Source organism: Altererythrobacter lutimaris (genome assembly GCF_013371495.1).
Classification (GTDB): domain Bacteria; phylum Pseudomonadota; class Alphaproteobacteria; order Sphingomonadales; family Sphingomonadaceae; genus Erythrobacter; species Erythrobacter lutimaris_A.
Map to the genome: position 1 here is coordinate 1,131,316 of NZ_JABWTA010000001.1, position 18,024 is coordinate 1,149,339.

Annotated in this window: 14 protein-coding genes; 7 read left to right on the forward strand and 7 right to left on the reverse strand. The window is 57.9% G+C overall.

Annotated elements, in window-relative coordinates; all coding sequences use genetic code 11:
* Positions 1–22 precede the first annotated feature (22 nt).
* Both HUO12_RS05480 and HUO12_RS05485 read right to left on the reverse strand, forming a co-directional pair.
* On the reverse strand, positions 23–766 hold the full coding sequence (locus HUO12_RS05480) for an anti-sigma factor (RefSeq protein WP_176272631.1): 744 nt from the start codon (positions 764–766) through the stop codon (positions 23–25).
* A complete protein-coding gene (locus HUO12_RS05485) occupies positions 763–1,284 on the reverse strand; it encodes an RNA polymerase sigma factor (protein ID WP_176272632.1) in 522 nt (173 codons plus the stop codon). Before HUO12_RS05485 ends, HUO12_RS05480 begins: the two co-directional genes overlap by 4 nt.
* Positions 1,285–1,428: 144 nt before the next feature.
* On the opposite strand from HUO12_RS05485, the gene HUO12_RS05490 reads away from it, so the two are divergent.
* Positions 1,429–2,907, forward strand: a complete 1,479-nt coding sequence (locus HUO12_RS05490) for a S8 family serine peptidase (protein ID WP_176272633.1) — start codon at positions 1,429–1,431, stop codon at positions 2,905–2,907.
* Between the two features lie 54 nt (positions 2,908–2,961).
* On the opposite strand, the gene HUO12_RS05495 is transcribed toward HUO12_RS05490, so the two are convergent.
* From HUO12_RS05495 to manD, 5 genes are all read right to left on the reverse strand, one after another.
* The gene (locus HUO12_RS05495) at positions 2,962–4,782 is read right to left on the reverse strand and encodes a glycosyltransferase (RefSeq protein ID WP_176272634.1); all 1,821 of its coding nucleotides are present in this window, start codon (positions 4,780–4,782) and stop codon (positions 2,962–2,964) included.
* 11 nt (positions 4,783–4,793) lie between these two features.
* Positions 4,794–6,164 carry a tetratricopeptide repeat protein gene (locus HUO12_RS05500; protein WP_176272635.1) on the reverse strand — a complete coding sequence of 457 codons (1,371 nt, stop codon included), beginning with the start codon at positions 6,162–6,164 and terminating at the stop codon, positions 4,794–4,796.
* Between the two features lie 945 nt (positions 6,165–7,109).
* Positions 7,110–8,300: an alpha-hydroxy acid oxidase gene (locus tag HUO12_RS05505; RefSeq protein WP_332310375.1), complete on the reverse strand. Its 1,191-nt coding sequence runs from the start codon at positions 8,298–8,300 to the stop codon at positions 7,110–7,112.
* A gap of 117 nt (positions 8,301–8,417) precedes the next feature.
* The gene (locus tag HUO12_RS05510) at positions 8,418–9,386 is read right to left on the reverse strand and encodes a sugar kinase (protein ID WP_176272637.1); all 969 of its coding nucleotides are present in this window, start codon (positions 9,384–9,386) and stop codon (positions 8,418–8,420) included.
* An 11-nt stretch (positions 9,387–9,397) separates the two neighbouring features.
* Positions 9,398–10,606 (reverse strand): D-mannonate dehydratase ManD, encoded by a 1,209-nt coding sequence (gene manD, locus HUO12_RS05515; RefSeq protein WP_176272638.1) that lies wholly within the window; start codon positions 10,604–10,606, stop codon positions 9,398–9,400.
* A gap of 211 nt (positions 10,607–10,817) precedes the next feature.
* Between manD and uxaC the strand changes: the two genes are divergently transcribed.
* From uxaC to HUO12_RS05545, 6 genes are all read left to right on the forward strand, one after another.
* Entirely contained in the window at positions 10,818–12,239 is a 1,422-nt protein-coding gene (gene uxaC / locus HUO12_RS05520; RefSeq protein WP_176272639.1) for a glucuronate isomerase, read from the forward strand.
* 2 nt (positions 12,240–12,241) lie between these two features.
* A complete protein-coding gene (locus HUO12_RS05525) occupies positions 12,242–13,246 on the forward strand; it encodes a TRAP transporter substrate-binding protein (RefSeq protein ID WP_176274307.1) in 1,005 nt (334 codons plus the stop codon).
* Positions 13,247–13,308: 62 nt separating this feature from the next.
* Complete coding sequence (locus tag HUO12_RS05530) at positions 13,309–13,728, forward strand: TRAP transporter small permease (protein ID WP_217905175.1); 420 nt, start codon at positions 13,309–13,311, stop codon at positions 13,726–13,728.
* Entirely contained in the window at positions 13,719–14,999 is a 1,281-nt protein-coding gene (locus tag HUO12_RS05535) for a TRAP transporter large permease (RefSeq protein WP_176272641.1), read from the forward strand. The genes HUO12_RS05530 and HUO12_RS05535 overlap by 10 nt, the downstream gene beginning before the upstream one ends.
* Entirely contained in the window at positions 14,996–16,486 is a 1,491-nt protein-coding gene (locus HUO12_RS05540; RefSeq protein WP_176272642.1) for a mannitol dehydrogenase family protein, read from the forward strand. Before HUO12_RS05535 ends, HUO12_RS05540 begins: the two co-directional genes overlap by 4 nt.
* 3 nt (positions 16,487–16,489) lie before the next feature.
* On the forward strand, positions 16,490–18,004 hold the full coding sequence (locus HUO12_RS05545) for a UxaA family hydrolase (RefSeq protein WP_176272643.1): 1,515 nt from the start codon (positions 16,490–16,492) through the stop codon (positions 18,002–18,004).
* The last annotated feature ends 20 nt before the right edge of the window (positions 18,005–18,024 follow it).

An 18,024-nucleotide genomic window follows, 5' to 3' on the forward strand; every position in this document is an offset into this window, starting at 1 on the left:
CTTATTCCACGCGATGAGAGATTTATTGCGACGCCCAACCATCGCGGATCATTTGGCCTTCCCTGTCCATCGCCAAGGGGTCGCCTGCCTCAAGTCGGGCATAGGCTTCGTCCAAGCTTGACGGGCCATCGCTGCCTGCCAGCGCGATTTCGCTGCTGTCAGGCATGTCGACAGCATCATCGCTCCATGCTTCGATTGTCCAGCCAGTCGAGGAGCGACAGGCGATGCCCGAGGACTCAGACTGCGCAGCCGCAAAAGTGAATTCACGACAGAAACGTCCATCGCCCGCTTCGAACGTCAAAATCGGGGTGAGCGTTGCGCCATCGCCAAGGGAAGCGAGTTGCCCAGATGGCGTAGTCTCAAGCGCGTCCCCAAATTCGGGCGACCCGGCACTGGGCAGTGCGAATGTCAGGACCAAGGCGAGGCAGGCAGCTATCGCCGCCCCCGCTCCGACTTGCCACCGCCGCCAAAACGGCGGGTTGTCATTGGCCGGCTCTGGCGATGCGCGTTGGCTGGGGTCTGCCGGTGGGGCGGCTGGGGCTTCCGTCAATCCCAATCGGGCGAGGAACGCGTCGTCGACCCCGACCTCTTCATTAATCGCCATCGCTTGCCGCAAAATGTCATCGTTGGACGCAAGCCGCGCAACCTCATCGGCGAGTTCAGGATCGGCCTCTAGCTCGCGTTCGAACCGAAGCGCTTCCTCCTCGCTCATCGCACCATCAAGATAGGCCGTGATCCTGAGATCGCGTTCGTTCTGATCGCTCATTGCGCCATCTCCCCATTGACCTGCTGGTCGATGGACCGCCTCGCACGGGCTATTCTGCTCATCACAGTCCCGATGGGGATTTCCAGCGTTTCGGCAGCGTCCTTATAGCTCATTCCGTCCAGCACAACGAGTGTGATGAGAACCCGCTGATCCTCCGGCAAAGCGGCCAGTGCGCTGCGGGCAAGGGCCAAATCGGATCGGCCCTCCAGGACCTGAACACCGTCAGCGCCGACCATACCGAAAGCTTCATCCATTTCGACATGGACACCGCGTGTCTGGACCTTGCGTCCTTCATCGATCCAGATGTTCTGTGCGATCTTGTACATCCAGCTATCCAGTTTCGACCCGGGCAGAAACTGGTCTGCGCGGCTCAAGGCTCTTTCGACAGTCGACTGGCAAAGATCGTCCGCGAGTTCCTGTTTGCGGGTAAGCGCAAGACAGAACCGTCGCAGACGCGGCAGGACATGAATGATCTGCTGGCGCAAATCGCCGTGTCCGGTTGTGCCGTCCCCTGTCATTTTCTCTCCCGACTACGCAATCGCAAGGCATTTATTCCCCAGCCGCGCGCACAATACAAATTTCCGCGATCATGCGTTATTCAGGGAATAGTGCCGAGGATTGTGCGTTGTTTTTGGATAAGATAGGCCAACACCGGAAGAAAAATGTCTGAAAACAGTCATCTTGTGAAGCGTCTGCTGGGAGGGATATGCGCTGCGGCCCTAGCCGTTGGCAGCGCGGGCGTGCTTCTCGCAGAGCCCGGCAGCAATCAGGATCGCGAACGTCACGATGCCGATCGCGCGACGCGTGCTCTTGAACGCGCCGAGAGAGACGCCACAAGAGCCGCCGAGCGCGCGGCACGCGACGAAGTCCGCTATCTCGAAGATCGTGCCGAAATCCTTGAGCGCGGAGCAGACGATTCCGAACGTCAGCAGCGCGATCTTGCTCGGCTCGAAGAGGATCGCATAGAAACGCTCGCCAAAGCTCAGGAAGAAGCGATCAAGGATGCCGAAGATCTCGCTGAAGAGCTTGCAAAGGCACAAGAGGACGCCGCCGAGGACGCAGCTGATCGCGCCGAAGACGCCGCAGAATATGGCAGCAGCACCGAACTCCGCGGCTTGGCAGCTGATGAAACACCTGAATATGACGAGCGAGGTTTCCCCGTAAGGCGCGGCGAGATTGTGGGCCTCAGCTTGAGCGATGCGGAAATTGGAAGACTTCAACAATCCGGATTTACAGTCTTGGCAAGGCAGGAATTGACAGCTCTGGGAAGCTGGATTCACCGCCTAAAGACCCCCGAAGGTTTGGATGCACCAACTGCGCTGCGGGCTGCCCAGCGAGCAGAGCCGGATGCTGTGTTTGACTACACCCATTATTACGGGCTGCAATATGTGACTTCGGGCAATCAGTCCGCTGGAACAAGTGCGGCACTTCCGCGAAAAGAGGGGCGGCTCACGATCGGAATGATCGACACGGCGATCGTGAGCCATTCTGCCCTATCTGGTGTGTCGATTACCTCGCGCGATTTCGCCGACGCTAGCGGGGTTCCGAAAGCTCATGGCACTGCTGTGGCATCAATCCTTGCGAGCGAGGGGACCCGCAAGCTCTACGTTGCCAATATCTTCAGAGGGCGCGGCACGAAGCCTTACACCTCGGCGGATAATATCGTGGCGGCGCTTAACTGGATGGTCTCGCAGAACGTTCCAGTGGTGAATATGAGCCTGGCGGGACCGCGAAATGCAATTCTGGACAGACTGATTGAGCAGGCTGTCGGCAGGGGAACCCTGATTGTAGCTGCAGCGGGCAATGGTGGTCCGTCAGCACCGCCAGCCTATCCGGCGGCGCTTCCCCCGGTCATCGCTGTAACGGCGGTTGACCGACGCAATCGGGTGTATCGCTACGCCAATCAGGGCAACTACATCACCGTGTCTGCTCGCGGTGTTGATGAACCGGCAGCCAGCGCACGTGGCGGTATCACCCGGTTTTCAGGAACCAGTTTTGCCACTCCCCACGTGGCGGCATGGGTAGCGCGGTGCAAAAGCCGCCGCTCTGCAAAATCTTGTGCCAGTCGCCTGACGCGATCAGCCAAGGATCTCGGCGCGAAAGGGTATGACACCGTTTATGGTCATGGCCTGATTCAATAAGAAAAGGGCGCGGAGCATTTTGCTCAGCGCCCCTTCCCTTTGTTCGCCACTCGATCAGAAGTGGAAACCGAAGCCGAACAGCACCGGCTGAAGCCCGAACAGGCTCGCGCTTCCCAACATCACGCTTCCCACGATCAGCGCGAACGGGATCATTGTCCCAAAGCGCAGCACCTTCTGGTTCCAGCCCAGCCCGTGCAGATAAGGCTGCATGAGGAACGCCAGTGCAAGTCCTGCAAAAGCAGGCTGGAAGCTGACAAAGGCTGCCGCGAGAAACAGCGCGCCCGCGATAATCTCAAAGCTCCATGTCGCCATCGAGTCCGGGTGAGTTTCGGACAGGTAGCGATTGATCGCTGAGCCTTCCTTGCTTGCTGTGTTCGCATGCCCTTTAACGTCGCCTGTAACCAGGAACCGCGCCTTGCCGGTCAGGCCATAGCCAGCCACACAGACAGCCGATAGCGGGCTAAGCGCAGCGTACAGCGCCGTGCTGCGTGACAGGAACCTCCACAAGCGAAGCGGCTGCTTCCAATGTTCAAGAATGAAGCAGAGGATCGGTGCAAACAATGTGAGCACTGTGATCGCGAAGAAGTCCGGTGTGAAAATGCTGGTGAGTTCGGACGGCAAGAGCCGGACCGGAACTGCGATTTCTTGCCCCGCGATCACCCATGTGAGCTCTTGCTGTTGGCCAAGGATAAAGGGCATGCCCAGCCCTGCAATCAGCATGAAGATGAAAAAGAAGAAGGTCAGCGGCAGATTGGCTGTCGGGAACAGGATATCCAGCTTCTCGATCAGCGGGATCTTGCGCGAACGGATCAGCGGCATGGTCCATTTGTGCAGAAATTCGCACGTGCCGCGCGTCCATTTGACGTGGCGCACCCGGAAAGCGCGAACAGTCTCGGGAAACGCCTCGGTGCAAACGACATCTTCGGCAAAGACTCCGTAATAACCGCGCTCGCGGATCGAGATGGCATAGGCCAGATCTTCGCTGACGATTTCATCGAATCCGCCAACCTCTTCCCAGCAACCGCGCCGCAGCAGCGCGCCATGTCCGAGGAACATCACGAAGCCGAACTTGTTGCGCAGCGGTTGATACCACTTCCAGTGCACATCAATGCCAATGCGCATGTCTTCCTGAAGCTGCGTGCTGGTTTCTTCCTCGCAGCGGTGATTGGCCTGCACGAAGCCGCATTCGGGATCGTTCTGGAGATAGGGCACAAGCTGCCGCAGGAAGCCAACTGGCAGAATTTCGTCCGCATCGACCACCGCGAAATAGGGTTCGCGAACATGTTTGGTCAGCGCATGGTTGAGATTGCCCGCCTTGAAACCGGTGCGATGCTCGCGCCTAATGACCTTCACGTTTTCCGGGTTCTCCGCAGCAAAGGCATCGACGATGGCCTGATATTCGGGATCGCTGGAATCATCGAGCAGGTAGAGCGTGAAGTTCGGGTAATCGACTTCAAGACAACTCTGCGCGCTGGCCCGCACGAAATCGTTGCAGGTTGTGTAAAGCATCGCGACCGGCGGCTGGGTGGTCGCAAAGATCGGATCAGGCTTCGTCACGAAATTGCGATAGATTGACGCGAACAGCACAACGCCAACATTGTAGAGGCCGTAGAGCCACGCAACCGGCGTAAAGAACGCGAAGTACCCAAGGATGAACCGGGCCGTCCAAGTCTCGGCGGAAAGCACGAGATCGATGAGACGCGGCCCAAACCAGATCAGGCTGGCTGTCCACGCGCCAAAGATAAACAGGAACAGCCACGGTTTGCGCTCAGGCGCAGACCATACTTTTCCCGAAGTGGATTGCTCGGCCGAACCGGCTACGATGACGTCGGTATCATCGTTTTGCATGGATTCTTGAATGCGGCTGAGAAACATCTGGGCCTCCCCTAGTTGCGAGGCAGGCGCAGGGTCACGCCAACCAGAACACGAGTGAAATCGACCAGTGGAGTTTCCTCACGCGCGACATTTAGGTGCACGCGGTGCCAGCCACCGATGCGGGCTGATGCGTTGCCGTAAATTGTGAAGACACCGCCATCGGCAACAGGATTGATGCTTGAAACATCGCCGCCGCCAACACCGATACCGAGCGCGAAATCGCCGGTGTTGTATTCACCGTACCCGACAACGCGCCATTCATCGTCACGGGCTGCGCCGGTCCGCGCGAGGTAAACGCTCGGCTCGAACGAGAAGCGATCGCTCACGCGGAAATTGTGACCGGCGTAGATCAGACGGTCGGTGAAGCCCTCGCTGTGCGGGCTGATCTGGCCGCCGAGCTTCGTCGCTCCGAGATCGGACAGATAGACCCCTTCGAGCTTGTAGACTTGCTGATCCTCACCAAGCGGCAAATCGCGATACCCGAATTCCGCCGAACCGATGAAGCTTTCACCAAACTGGTGAAGCCCGCCGACGAAATAGGTGGTGGCGTTCTGCCCGGTGCGTGCGAGCACAGGGTTGTCGAGCGAAAGGCCATCGTCATAGCGCGCCCAGATGCGGGTTTGGGGTGTGACCCAACTCGCTGCCTCCACCATCCTGAGGCCAGCATCGCCGCCACCAGACGTGTCACCAACCCATACCGAAAGCTCGGCCATCGCTGGATAGTCATAGGCTCGGCGCAATCCGCTCCGCGCTTCGGCATTGCCCGGATCTATCGCCTTCGCCTGCCGGAATGCTTCGGCTGATCTGCGCGCCTGCCCCTCGGCGATGCGAGCGTTACCGACACCGACCCATGGCTCTGCGTCATCTGGAAACTCATAAGCGATCTGCTGAAAAGCGCTGGCCGCACTTTCATTCTCGCCCGCCCAATAGGCATTGTAGGCCAGACCCTTCTTCGCACCCTCGCTGTCCGGGGCAACAGCGAGCATCCGCTCAAAGTATTGCTCGGCCAAACCGTGCTTGCCGGACCAGGCGGCGATGTATCCCGCGGCGTTGAGAACGGAAAGATCATTGGGTGCAAGGCCCAACGCCCTGTTGACGTCTGCTTCTGCACGAGACCAATCTTTTTGCCAGCCATATGCGGTCGCGCGTCCAACAAGCGCGTTCAAGTTGTCCGGATCACGGGCTAGCACATTACCCCAGGCGGCGATCGCCGGCTCCGATTGCCCATCCGCCATAGCCTGCTCGGCTTCCGGCTCTTGCGCAAGGGCAATTGCTGAGGACGTGAATACGACCAACGCAACCGCGCTCATCAGGCCGAGCCGGATGCTGATCCTTTTCGCATCGCTCTTTGGAGGACTTCCAATCTCGATCGTTTGCGTCATCTGTGTCACCCCTTTTGACCAATTGTCTTGGGCGACTACGGACGCGGGGTGAGATTATTCCGCGAACTCAAAAATTGTTGATCTTTGTACTCCGCGTTCGAGTTTTGAACTGTCGGAGGGACTCGAACTCCGGCCCTAGATCGGGACCTATCGGAGAATCTGTTTTTTTATGGCTTCGATAAGCCGTTGCACTTGCGAGAACATTTGCGATCTGGGCCGAGTCCGCAGCTGGGGGTATCGCCAGATTTCAAAGATACCGAAAATACCCCCACCGCTACCCCCAAATGGCCTCGGCCTCAGGCGAACACATGCGGACGCATACCGCTCCAAGCGGATTGGCGTGGTAGCACACTCGTTTTGGAAATCAGTGATTTGGATCGAAAATCCGGACCCATGCGAACACAAGCGAACCCATGCGGACGCTATTTCCTGGTAGCGGAGGAGGGACAAACAACGAGGAGATAACTATATGATCTCAATTAGTATTTTTGATTTACAGCTCGCGAGCACCCCCAGCGATACCCCCAAGTGCTGCCCTTTGCGCCAAGTTGTTTAGCCCGTGCGGCAAGCGGATTGATCGCGGGAAAAGCGGCTCATTTTTGCGATTGTCGTACGGCAAAATGGGAGTTGGACCGGGTCTTACGATCCTGAGCGGGGGAAGACGCGAGCCTTCGCACGAGATGTGCCTGCCAGTACCCAAAGAGTACTATCGAATGCCGGGGGGCGCTTTGATCAAGCTCCCGGAGAACCCGTGCCACGTTGAAGCGCTCAATGATCGGCATGTTTTTCTTCATAGTGACCAAGGACTGGATTTCGAGCTCGGCGGCCTGCTGAGTCCGGCATATCTGATCCCTGCACTACCATCGACAAATGGCCGCCGATCTATGAGGTAACGGACATTTACGAGATTTTCCACGCAATTCGGACCGATTGTTGGACCGTGTCTCAACGGAACTGCGGACCGGACATCGCTGCATGGACCGCAAGATTTTCAGTCGTTGAGATGTTCCAACGTCCTCTTTCGAGCAATAGTTCGCGAATTGAAGCGACACCCAACAGCGCCATTGAACGAAGCAACTCATCTTTGAGTATTTCGATTGATCTTGCTACGCCAGCTTCACCTCCAGCGGCCAACCCATAAAGGTAGGCTCGTCCACAGCTTACAGCATCTGCCCCACAGATTAGTGCCGTAAGGATGTCTGACCCACGCCTTACGCCGCTATCGAGAATGAGAGGAACCTGTTCGCCGACCGCCTTTCTGATTGCGGGCAAGGCATCGAGGGGAGCGACATCCCGATCCAGTTGCCTTCCCCCATGGTTGCTCACTTGGATGGCATCAAAGCCGATCTCTACTGCGCGCTTCGCATCGTCAGGGTGAACGACACCTTTGAGAACAGTCGACCCCGACCAATGCGAGATGAGTTCGGCTGCATCGTCCCAGCAAAACGCTGGGTCCAACTGATCATTCACAAAATCTGCAAGACTAATAGCAGAAGTATTCTGTGACAGATTTGCATATCTGATGGGTGAGCTGGCTAGGTAGTCTAAGGTCCACCGCGGTGCCCTGAGCGCCTGTATGGTTTGTTTCAAACCAATCTTGGGAGGAATAGCAAAGCCGTTGCGATGGTCCCTTTCCCGACTGCCATGCACAGGCATGTCAACAGTGACCACCAGTGTCTCAAACCCTGCTGCTTTTGCGCGCAACAGCATTTCACGGGTAAGCTCGCGATCCTTCCAGACATAGGTTTGAAACCACTTGGGACCAGTTCCGGCAGCACAAAAGTCTTCGATGCTGGTCGAGCCCAGTGTCGATAGTCCCGATACGATGCCAGCCTCGCCAGCCGCATGAGCGACGGCGACCTCCCCGTCGGTATGGAACAAACGGTTACCCGCTGTCGGAGAAAGAAAAAAGGGAAGCGGGCGGCGTTGGCCAAAGATCTCGATCGATGGATCTAGAGCGGACACGTCTCGCAAAACACGATGCACAAAACGATGTTTGACAAATGCGTCTACGTTGCCGGACATTGTTACTTCGTCTTCAGCACCCCCATCAATGTAGTCGAAAACCATGCGGTGCGCGCGGCGCCTAGCAAGCTGGCGAAGATCGGCAATACTGATGCAATCAGACAGTTTCACGGAACCTGGCCTTGTAAATGTTGGTCTGCAGGTCTGCTGGTCTTACACCCGCGCTGACCATTCCAAATATTGAAGCAATCTCGCCGAATGAAAAAGCCTCAACATTTTGGCGCTCAGTCATGGCGTTGAGCTCCATCGTTCTGCAAGATTTTTGGCCTCAGCATTCGAAGTACAGCTCGATGGCATTGCATCTTGCGGGCACAAAGCTCCTTGGTGGCGAATTACTTGCCGCGCCAAATTGTTTCCATTTCTCGCTGACTCGGAGAGTGACGCACCGCCGATAAGGGCGGCTAAAAATGCGGCGTTGAAACTGTCTCCTGCTCCAGTTGTATCAACTGGGCAATTATCGGGTTGGCTTGGGATCGCGATGAGTTCTTTCCCCCGTTCCCAAAAAGCAGCGCCCTCAATTCCTCTCTTCATGACAATCAGGTTCGCTCCGGCACTGTGCCACCACTCCCCCGTTTCCTGAAGTGTTCGGTTGCCATGCAGATCGCACTCATCTGCTTGTGTCACCAAAACGATGGAAGAGATTGGCGCTACATCCTTGTTAACCGAAATAGCTTGTTCAGGATTAGCCCACAACTGTGGGCGATAATTGGGGTCGAACACTACTTCGCCTCCGCGCGCTCGCACCTTGCTTGCGGCGTCAAGTATGAAATCGCGCTCTTCTTGGTTGAAAACTGCCAAACTTATGCCGGAGATGACCAACCAATCTGCATCGCACATGGCTTCAATTGCCGCAGCGCTACCTGGTAAGCTAAAGAAGGTTCGAGCTGCGCTATCGCCGCGCCAATAGCGAAATGTTCTTTCTCCTTTTTCATCGAGATCTATGGCATAAAGACCGGGAAGCTTGTCGCGATTAGTCAGAACATGGTCGACGGCAACGTTCTCTGCCTGCAGCTTGGCGCGTAAACCGGCCGAATACGAATCCGCACCTAAAGCAGAGACGAAGAATGGAACGACACCGAGGCGCGCCAAGTAGACGGCGGTATTGAGTGTGTCTCCACCGTGGCCGAGCCTTATCGTGTTGTCTCCTATCGAAGCGAGTTCGATTAGCGCCTCGCCCATGACATAGACTTTGTTCATTGGGCCAAGTCTCACCAATTCCACATCGTGCCATCTGCCAGACGTGCTACCGGCAATTGACGTGGCTCGTATGGGTATTTGGCCGCAAGGTCTTCGTCGATTTCAACACCAAGTCCGGGACTGTCCCCCGGATGGAGATAACCATCGGCGAAGCTGTACGAATGCGGAAAAACCTCATTGGTCTCCTCAGTGTGTCGCATGTATTCCTGGATACCAAAGTTCGGCACCCAAAGATCGAAATTGAGGGCAGCGGCCATGCAAACAGGCGATAGATCGGTCGCTCCATGACAGCCTGTGCGAACCTGATACAACGCAGCAAGCGAAGAGATTTGCTTTAAGCCAGTGATGCCTCCGGCATGAACTACAGTTGCCCTAATGTAATCTATCAATTGGTTCTCAATCAGCTCGCGGCAATCGTGCACCGAATTGAAGATTTCACCAACAGCCAGTGGCGTGACCGTGTGTTTTCGCACCAGCCGAAAAGCTTGAGGGTTTTCAACTGGAGTGCAATCTTCCATCCAGAAAAGACGGAATTGCTCCAAGGATTTGCCGAGCTTCGCCGCTTCGATCGGCGTCAAACGGTGGTGAACGTCGTGTAGTAGCTCAATGTCGAACCCGTGGGTTTCTCGTACCTTTTCGAAGAGCTTCGGCGCAAAGTTCAGATAGGCCGCTGTGTCCCAACGCGTCTCGGTCGGTAAGGCGCTATCAGCAGGCTCGTAATACATCTGGCCACGACCGACACCATATGCGCCTTTCACACCGGGGATACCCGACTGTACTCTGATTGCTCGATATCCGAGCTCAATGTAGCGACCAACTTCATCAATAGTTTCGTCGATATCTGGCCCATTGGCGTGACCATAGACCAATACGCCATCGCGAGATGCGCCACCCAGCAGCTGATAAACAGGCAATCCGGCTACCTTACCCTTGATGTCCCACAAAGCCATGTCGACAGCACTGATAGCCGACATAGTGACAGGTCCGCGGCGCCAGTAAGCGCCTCTGTATAGCAGCTGCCAGATATCTTCGATGCGGTGGGGATCTCGACCTAAAAGCAGCGGTACGAGATGATCTTCAAGATAGGATACGACTGCCATTTCGCGCCCGTTCAAGGTCGCATCTCCGATTCCGGAGATTCCTTGATCGGTTTCGATCTTGAGAGTGACAAAGTTACGGCCCGGGGAAGTGACAATTACCCTTGCGCTAGTGATCTTCACATTTGTTCCTTGTCTGTCAGGCGAGGAGGACGAGGCGAAATCCGGTCACCGATCTGAAGCAAGCGCCTCCGCCTTGTCACGAAACAAGGTTTTATATACAAAACAAACCAATGCCAAGTAGAATGCCAAAAAAGGGGCGTGCCTGCCACTAACCGTCCGACCGCAACCGAGCCTATCCGCAACCATCAAGCGAGAACTTAGGAGCTCCCATTTGTCACTGATAGACTTACATGAAGATCGGCTCTTTCCTTCGGATTCGCGCGTTCGCTCACTTGCGAGACACCTGTACGACACGGTGCGCGACCTTCCGATCATCAGCCCCCATGGCCACACGGATCCCTCGTGGTTTGCCGAAAACGAGCCGTTCCCCAACCCGGCGGCACTACTCATTACGCCCGATCACTACGTTTTCCGGATGCTCTACAGCCAGGGCATCCCGCTTGAGGCGCTGGGGGTACCGAAGCAGCCGCGTGCTGGTGGACCGGAAATCGAGAGAAACCCGCGCAAGGTCTGGCGGCTGTTTGCCGAGAACTACCATCTGTTCCACGGAACGCCGTCGCGCATGTGGCATGACTGGGTCTATTCGGAGGTTTTCGGCTTAACCGAAACCTTGAGCGCAGACACTGCTGACCTCTATTTCGACACGATCGATGCCAAGCTGAAGCAGGACGATTTCAGGCCGCGCGCGCTGTTCGACCGATACAATATCGAGATTATCGCGACCACTGAGGATCCTCTCGATCCGCTCGTCCACCATAGTAAGCTTAAAGACGATGGCTGGGGGAAGAAGGTTATCACAGCCTTCCGTCCGGACAATGTGCTCGACCCTGAATACGAAGGCTTTGCCGACAACATCGCGCGTCTCGGTGAGATCACCGGATGCGATACTACGACCTATCAGGGCTATCTCGACGCACTGATGGACCGGCGCGCCTACTTCAAGCAGCACGGCGCGACCTCGAGCGATCACGGACACCCGACCGCAACCACTGCCGACCTTGCCCGCTTCGAAGCCGAGACCTTGTTTGCGAAGGTCACTGCCGGTGATTTCAGCACTGACGAAGCGGAGATATTCCGCGGGCACATGCTGGTCGAAATGGCCAGAATGAGCCTTGAGGATGGGCTCGTCATGCAGATCCATCCGGGCAGCTTCCGCAACCATAACCAAGGTGTGTTCGAACGGTTTGGCCGTGACAAAGGGGCCGATATTCCGACACGCACTGATTATGTCGCCGCATTGCAACCTCTGCTAAGCCGTTACGGCAACGAGCCGAACCTCTCGGTGATCCTCTTCACTCTGGATGAGTCCGTTTATTCGCGCGAGCTCGCGCCGCTCGCCGGCCACTATCCGGTGCTCAAGCTCGGCCCCGCGTGGTGGTTCCATGACAGCCCCGAGGGCATGCGGCGTTTCCGTGAGCAGACGACCGAAACTGCCGGGTTTTACAACACGGTCGGTTTCAACGACGACACGCGCGCGTTTCTCTCCATCCCGGCCCGGCATGATGTTGCAAGGCGAATGGACTGCGGCTTCCTTGCACGGCTTGTGGCGGAGCACCGCATGCTGGAGGAGGATGCCGCGCAGGTCGCGCAAGACCTCGCCTACAATCTGGCGAAGGCGGCTTACCGTCTGTGACCATGCTTGCTCGCCGGGTTGTCTTGCAGGGGATCGGAGGCGCAGCTCTTGTCGCGGGCGCTGGTCTCGGATCTGCATGCGCGCAGCGAGGCGATAGTCTGCTAACCGCGGTCGACACCCATCCCGAAGGTTATCCGACGGTCGAGGCGGTCAGGTTCATGGGGCGATTGCTGGCCGAACGATCGGGCGGGCGGCTAGCGATTGAGCATTATCCCGGCGGTGTGTTGGGACAGGAGAAAGACTCGCTTGAGATCACCATCTTTGGCGGGATCGATCTCAACCGTGTGAACCTTGCCCCGCTCAATTCGATTGTTCCCGAAACCGTGGTGCCGGCGCTCCCCTTCCTTTTCAGTTCGACCGAGCACATGCGCAACGCCATGGACGGCGCGCCGGGACGCAGGATCCTCGATGCGCTAAAGCCGCATGGGCTGATTGGGCTCTGCTACTACGACAGCGGCGGGCGCAGTTTCTACACCACCAAACGCGCTATTGAACGGCCCGAAGACTTGCGCGGGCTCAAGATCAGGGTGCAGACTTCTGACCTATTCGTTGAGATGGTGCGCGCGCTCGGCGGCAGCCCGACGCCAATGGATTTCGGCGAAGTATATCAGGGCCTGCTGCAAGGCACGGTCGACGGGGCAGAGAACAACTGGCCCTCATACGAAAGCACCCGCCATTTCGAGGCTGCAAAGTATTACAGCGAGACACGCCACGTTCTCTCACCCGAAGTGCTGACTATGTCGCTGCGCAGCTGGAACAAGCTTTCGCCTGAGGATCAGTATCTGATCAGAAGCTGTGCCGAGGAAAGTGTGCCGCATATGCGGCGTTTGTGGGACGCACGTGTCGAGCAATCACGTGCTGCAGTTCTGGCTGGTGGAGTGATCCATAACGAACCTGACCCAAGGCCGTTTCAGGAGCTCGTCAAACCAGTATGGGAACGGTTCCTCACGACTGCTTCGATGCGCAATATCGTAGCCGAAATTGCAGCGATGGACCCCGCAGCATGAGCGCGTTGTCTCGATTCCTGAGCCAGCTTGCGCTCTGGTTTTCTGCCATCGGTTTGGTGGCGATGACCGCAATCATCGGCTGGCAAGTGTTCGGCCGCTATCTGCTCGGCGATGCACCTGCGTGGGCGGAACAGGCGGCGCTTTTCCTGATGCTGTGGTTCATTCTTTTCGCTGCGGCTGCGGGCGTGCGCGAGGGCTTTCATATCCGTTTGTCGCTCTTGCAGGACAGCATTGGCGAGGCGAGTCGCAAGACCGCTGCCATGATTTGTCACCTTGTTGTCCTGTTATTCGGAGCGGGGATGGCATGGGGCGGAGCCGAGCTCGCGCTTGCGACCTGGCAGCATGACATTCCGACACTCGGCTTGCCGCGGGGCCTGGCCTACGCGCCGCTTCCCGCGGCAGGTGTGCTGATCATGTTTTTCTCGGTCGAGCATATTCTTGCAGAACGCTCCGGATCGAAGGTCGAGCCACTATGGAGCTGACCGTTCTTCTTCTCCTTCTGGCGGTTTTCCTGGCAATTGGAGTGCCAGTGGCGTTTTCGCTGGGCGCTGCCTCGCTTGTGACCTTTATGCTGCTCGATATTCCTATGCTCGTCGCTTTCCAGCGGATGGCAGGGAGCATGAATGTGTTCACGCTGATGGCGATCCCATTCTTCGTGTTTGCCGGTGACCTGATGGCGCGAACCGGGATTGCCGAGCGTATGGTGCGGGTCGCCGAGGGCGCTGTCGGACGCGCGCGGGGCGGTCTCGGGCAGGTCGACGTTGGGGCCAGCATGATGTTTGGCGCGGTGTCGGGATCGGCTGTGGCAAGCGTTTCCGCCATGGGCTCCACCCTGATGCCGATGATGAAGGAGAAAGGCTACGACACTGATTATGCGGTCAATGTGACCATCACCGCCGCGATCCTCGGCATTCTCATCCCGCCCTCGCACAACATGATCATCTATGCTGCCGCCTCCCCAGTGAGCGTAAGCGTTGGCGACCTTTTCCTAGCGGGAGTGATACCCGGTCTTCTCGCCGGTGCTGCATTGATGTTTGTCGCCTGGCGGGTGGCAATCAACCGCGGCTATCCTGGGGGCGAATTCCCGGGCTGGGTACAATTTGCGCGCGCTTTCGTCGGAGCTTTTCCGGGCCTCATGACCGCACTGATCATCGTGTTCGGCATCCTACTCGGGGTCTTTACGCCTACCGAGAGTTCGGCCGTTGCCGTCATTTACACCATCCTCGTGGGCGTGCTTGTCTATCGCACTCTAGGGTTAGGCAAGTTCGTTGAAGCGGCCAGCGGGGCCGTGCGAACTACTGCCATGGTCATGCTTATCATCGGGACTGCGGGGATGTTCGGATGGCTGTTCGCGTTCCTCCATGGTCCTGAACTTCTGGCGAATACGCTTACGACCATTTCCAGCAATCCGGTCATTATTCTGCTCATGATCCTCGCGATCCTGCTGATCCTCGGCGCTTTCATGGACATGGCTCCTCTTATCATCATCACCACACCGATCTTCTTGCCAGTGGCGATGGATGTGGGGATCGACCCGGTCCACTTCGGTATCATCATGCTGATCAATCTCGGCATCGGCCTGGTCACGCCGCCGGTCGGATCGGTTCTCTTCGTCGGCTGCGCCGTCGGCGGAGCGAAGCCCGAGGCGGTAATCCGTACGATCTGGCCATTCTACGGGGCGCTTATCGCGGTGATGCTGCTGGTCGCTTTCGTGCCTTCTCTCTCCCTTTGGCTTCCGGAGCAATTCAAGTGACCCGCCTTTCTTCGACGACCCTCCACGGGCTACCCGCAAGTGTTGATTTACCGGGCTATGACCGTACAGGCCCGTGCGGCATCGTCCATCTCGGGACCGGCGCATTTCACCGCGCGCATCAGGCGGTCTATTTCGATGCGCTGCTCAATGCCGGGCATGAAGGCTGGATGATCCAGGGATCGAGCCTGCGTTCTGCAACCGTGGCCGAGCAGTTGAACCCTCAGGACGGGCTTTTCGCGACGGTGGTCCGTGATGGCGAGGAAGAGAAGCTGCGCGTTATTGGTTCTTTGAAGGGTGTCCTCGTCGCGCCTCATGTCCCTGCGGCGCTGGTAGATGCTTTGGCCGATCCCGCAGTCGCGCTTGTCACGCTGACGGTAACGGAGAAAGGATATTGCATCGACCCTGCGTCCGGTGACCTGAGGAGGGACGATCCGTCGGTCGCTGCGGACATAACGGACCTATCGCGCCCGTCGACCGCACCGGGTTTTCTGGTCGCCGGCCTTGCTGCGAGGCGCGCAAGCGGTGTTGCACCGTTCACCGTTCTTTCGTGCGACAACCTGCCCGATAACGGCAAACGCACGCGGGCCGCAGTGATCGAGCTTGCAAAAGCGGTGGATCAGGACCTCGCCGACTGGATCGAGCGCGAAGTCGCGTTCCCGAGCTCGATGGTAGACCGGATTGTCCCCGCGACCGTGCCCGACGACCTCGACCGTTTCGAAACCGCGACGCGTCTTCGGGATGAGGCGCTGGTGAAGACAGAGCCCTTTACGCAGTGGGTCGTCGAAGACTGGTTTTGCAATCGCCGACCACCGCTTGAGGAATTGGGCGTGCAAATGACCGATGACGTTGCCGCGTGGGAAATGGCCAAGCTGCGCCTGCTCAACGGAGCGCATTCGGCACTCGCCTATCTCGGCGGTATGGCGGGCCACACCTTTGTCGATCAGGCGATGGCGGCACCGGGCTTTGCGCATCTGATCGATGTGCTCTGGGACGAGGCCGAAGCCACGCTGGAGCCGATCGACGAGTTCGATCCAGAGGTCTACCGCGCTGAGCTTGCCAAACGGTTCGGCAATTCGGCGCTTCAGCATCGCACGCACCAGATTGCGATGGATGGCAGCCAGAAACTGCCACAGCGTTGGCTAAACACGATAAGGGCATACCGCGCGAAGAGTGGTGAAGTGCCAAAGGCGCTCTGCCTTGCTCTCGCTGGCTGGATGCACTGGCAAGGTGGAAAGAACGACGCTGGCGAAAGGCACCAGGTTGACGATCCCCTCGCTCGCAAAACTGCCGAAGCAATCGCGAATGCAGCCGGCAATAGCCGCCAGGCAGTTGCCAACCTTTTTGCGCTTTCGGAGATTTTCGGCTCCGACCTGTCGCGAGATGAACAGCTGGTAGCTCAGGTCACAGAAAACTACTTGCTCATTGAAGCGAGCGGGGCCGCGCACGCTGTCTCTCAATTTGGCCAGCACGGCCTGGTCGAGGCCTGAGCGATGGGATCGCCGCGCATTCTTAGGCTCAATTCCGGCGACAACGTCGCGCTTTGCCTAGGCGAGGTGGCCGCGGGGCAGACGATTGCCGAAGCATTGGTGGCCACAGACACGATACCGGCGGGGCACAAGATCGCGACATCGCCGATTGCCCCGGGCGCACCAGTGGTCAAGTACGGGCAGATCATTGGGACGGCGACCACGACTATTTCCGCAGGCGAGCATGTCCATGTGCACAATGTGAGCGCGGCCACGGCAGGTATCTCGCGTGACGCTGGAGCCAAACCTGTCGGCGAACCCGTTCTACCTCGAACGGCTACTTTTCTCGGATATCGGCGGACTTCGGGCAAGGTTGGTACGCGGAACTATATCGGCATCCTGACCAGCGTGAACTGCTCGGCGACGGTCGCGCGCGCCATCGCTGACAGCTTTCCGTCGGCCATGTTTTCGGACAATCCCGCGATCGATGGTATCGTCGCTCTGACCCATACGACGGGTTGCGGCATGACCCCGTCGAGCGAAGGAACCGACAACCTCCGGCGCACGCTGACAGGTTACACTGCGCATCCCAATTTCGGCGCCGTTCTAGTGGTCGGGCTGGGCTGCGAGATGATGCAGCTTCGCTCGTTCATCGACGATGCCGAAGTCGAGCGGCGGGCCGGGCTTCTGCGCACGCTGAGCATTCAGGATGAGGGCGGAACCCTCAAGTCAATCGAGCAGGGTCGCGCCATTGTCCGCGAGATGATCGCCGAGATGTCAGATCAGAAGCGTGAAGAAGTGTCCGCCGAATATCTCGTTCTCGGCCTGCAATGCGGCGGGTCCGATGGCTGGTCGGGCGTCACTGCCAATCCGGCGCTTGGCCGCGCGGCGGATCTGTTGGTCGCTTCTGGCGGAACGGCCATCCTGTCAGAGACACCGGAGATTTACGGTGCCGAGCAATTGCTGTTCGCTCGCGCAGCCAGCGACGATGTGCGCGTTGCCTTGCAGGAAAGGCTTGATTGGTGGCTGGATTATGTGGCGCGCAACGGCGCTGAACTAAACAACAACCCCTCCCCAGGCAATATCGCAGGCGGTATCACCACTATTCTCGAAAAGTCGCTCGGCGCAGTCGCAAAGTCCGGGACAAGCCCTCTCAGGGCGGTCTACCGATATGGCGAGCCGATTGATCAGCGCGGCTTCGTCTTCATGGACAGCCCCGGATACGATCCGTGTTCTGCTACGGGGCAGATGGCGTCCGGGGCCAACATCCTCGCCTTCACTACCGGTCGCGGTTCGGTTTACGGATCAAAGCCCGCACCCTGCATCAAACTTGCGTCGAACCGCGCGATGGCGCAGCGGATGAGCGAGGACATGGACTTCGACTGTTCGCCCGCGCTCGACGGTGTCGAGCTCGACCTGCAGGGTGAAGAGATATTTGAATTGATCCTGCGGGTCGCGTCGGGCGAGAAATCCAAATCAGAAGCGCTGGGGCTGGGCGATCTTGAATTCGTCCCATGGCAAATGGGAGCCGTTCTTTGAGGCACTCGTCTTAGCTGCAA

Excerpts from the sequence above, each read along its gene's own strand:
- HUO12_RS05525 (WP_176274307.1), top strand. The coding sequence starts at position 12,242 with ATGCTTGCTCGCCGGGTTGTCTTGCAGGGGATCGGAGGCGCAGCTCTT.
- HUO12_RS05535 (WP_176272641.1), top strand. The coding sequence starts at position 13,719 with ATGGAGCTGACCGTTCTTCTTCTCCTTCTGGCGGTTTTCCTGGCAATT.
- HUO12_RS05545 (WP_176272643.1), top strand. The coding sequence starts at position 16,490 with ATGGGATCGCCGCGCATTCTTAGGCTCAATTCCGGCGACAACGTCGCG.
- HUO12_RS05510 (WP_176272637.1), bottom strand. The coding sequence starts at position 9,386 with ATGAACAAAGTCTATGTCATGGGCGAGGCGCTAATCGAACTCGCTTCG.
- HUO12_RS05490 (WP_176272633.1), top strand. The coding sequence starts at position 1,429 with ATGTCTGAAAACAGTCATCTTGTGAAGCGTCTGCTGGGAGGGATATGC.
- HUO12_RS05530 (WP_217905175.1), top strand. The coding sequence starts at position 13,309 with ATGACCGCAATCATCGGCTGGCAAGTGTTCGGCCGCTATCTGCTCGGC.
- HUO12_RS05500 (WP_176272635.1), bottom strand. The coding sequence starts at position 6,164 with ATGACGCAAACGATCGAGATTGGAAGTCCTCCAAAGAGCGATGCGAAA.
- HUO12_RS05485 (WP_176272632.1), bottom strand. The coding sequence starts at position 1,284 with ATGACAGGGGACGGCACAACCGGACACGGCGATTTGCGCCAGCAGATC.
- HUO12_RS05480 (WP_176272631.1), bottom strand. The coding sequence starts at position 766 with ATGAGCGATCAGAACGAACGCGATCTCAGGATCACGGCCTATCTTGAT.
- HUO12_RS05495 (WP_176272634.1), bottom strand. The coding sequence starts at position 4,782 with ATGTTTCTCAGCCGCATTCAAGAATCCATGCAAAACGATGATACCGAC.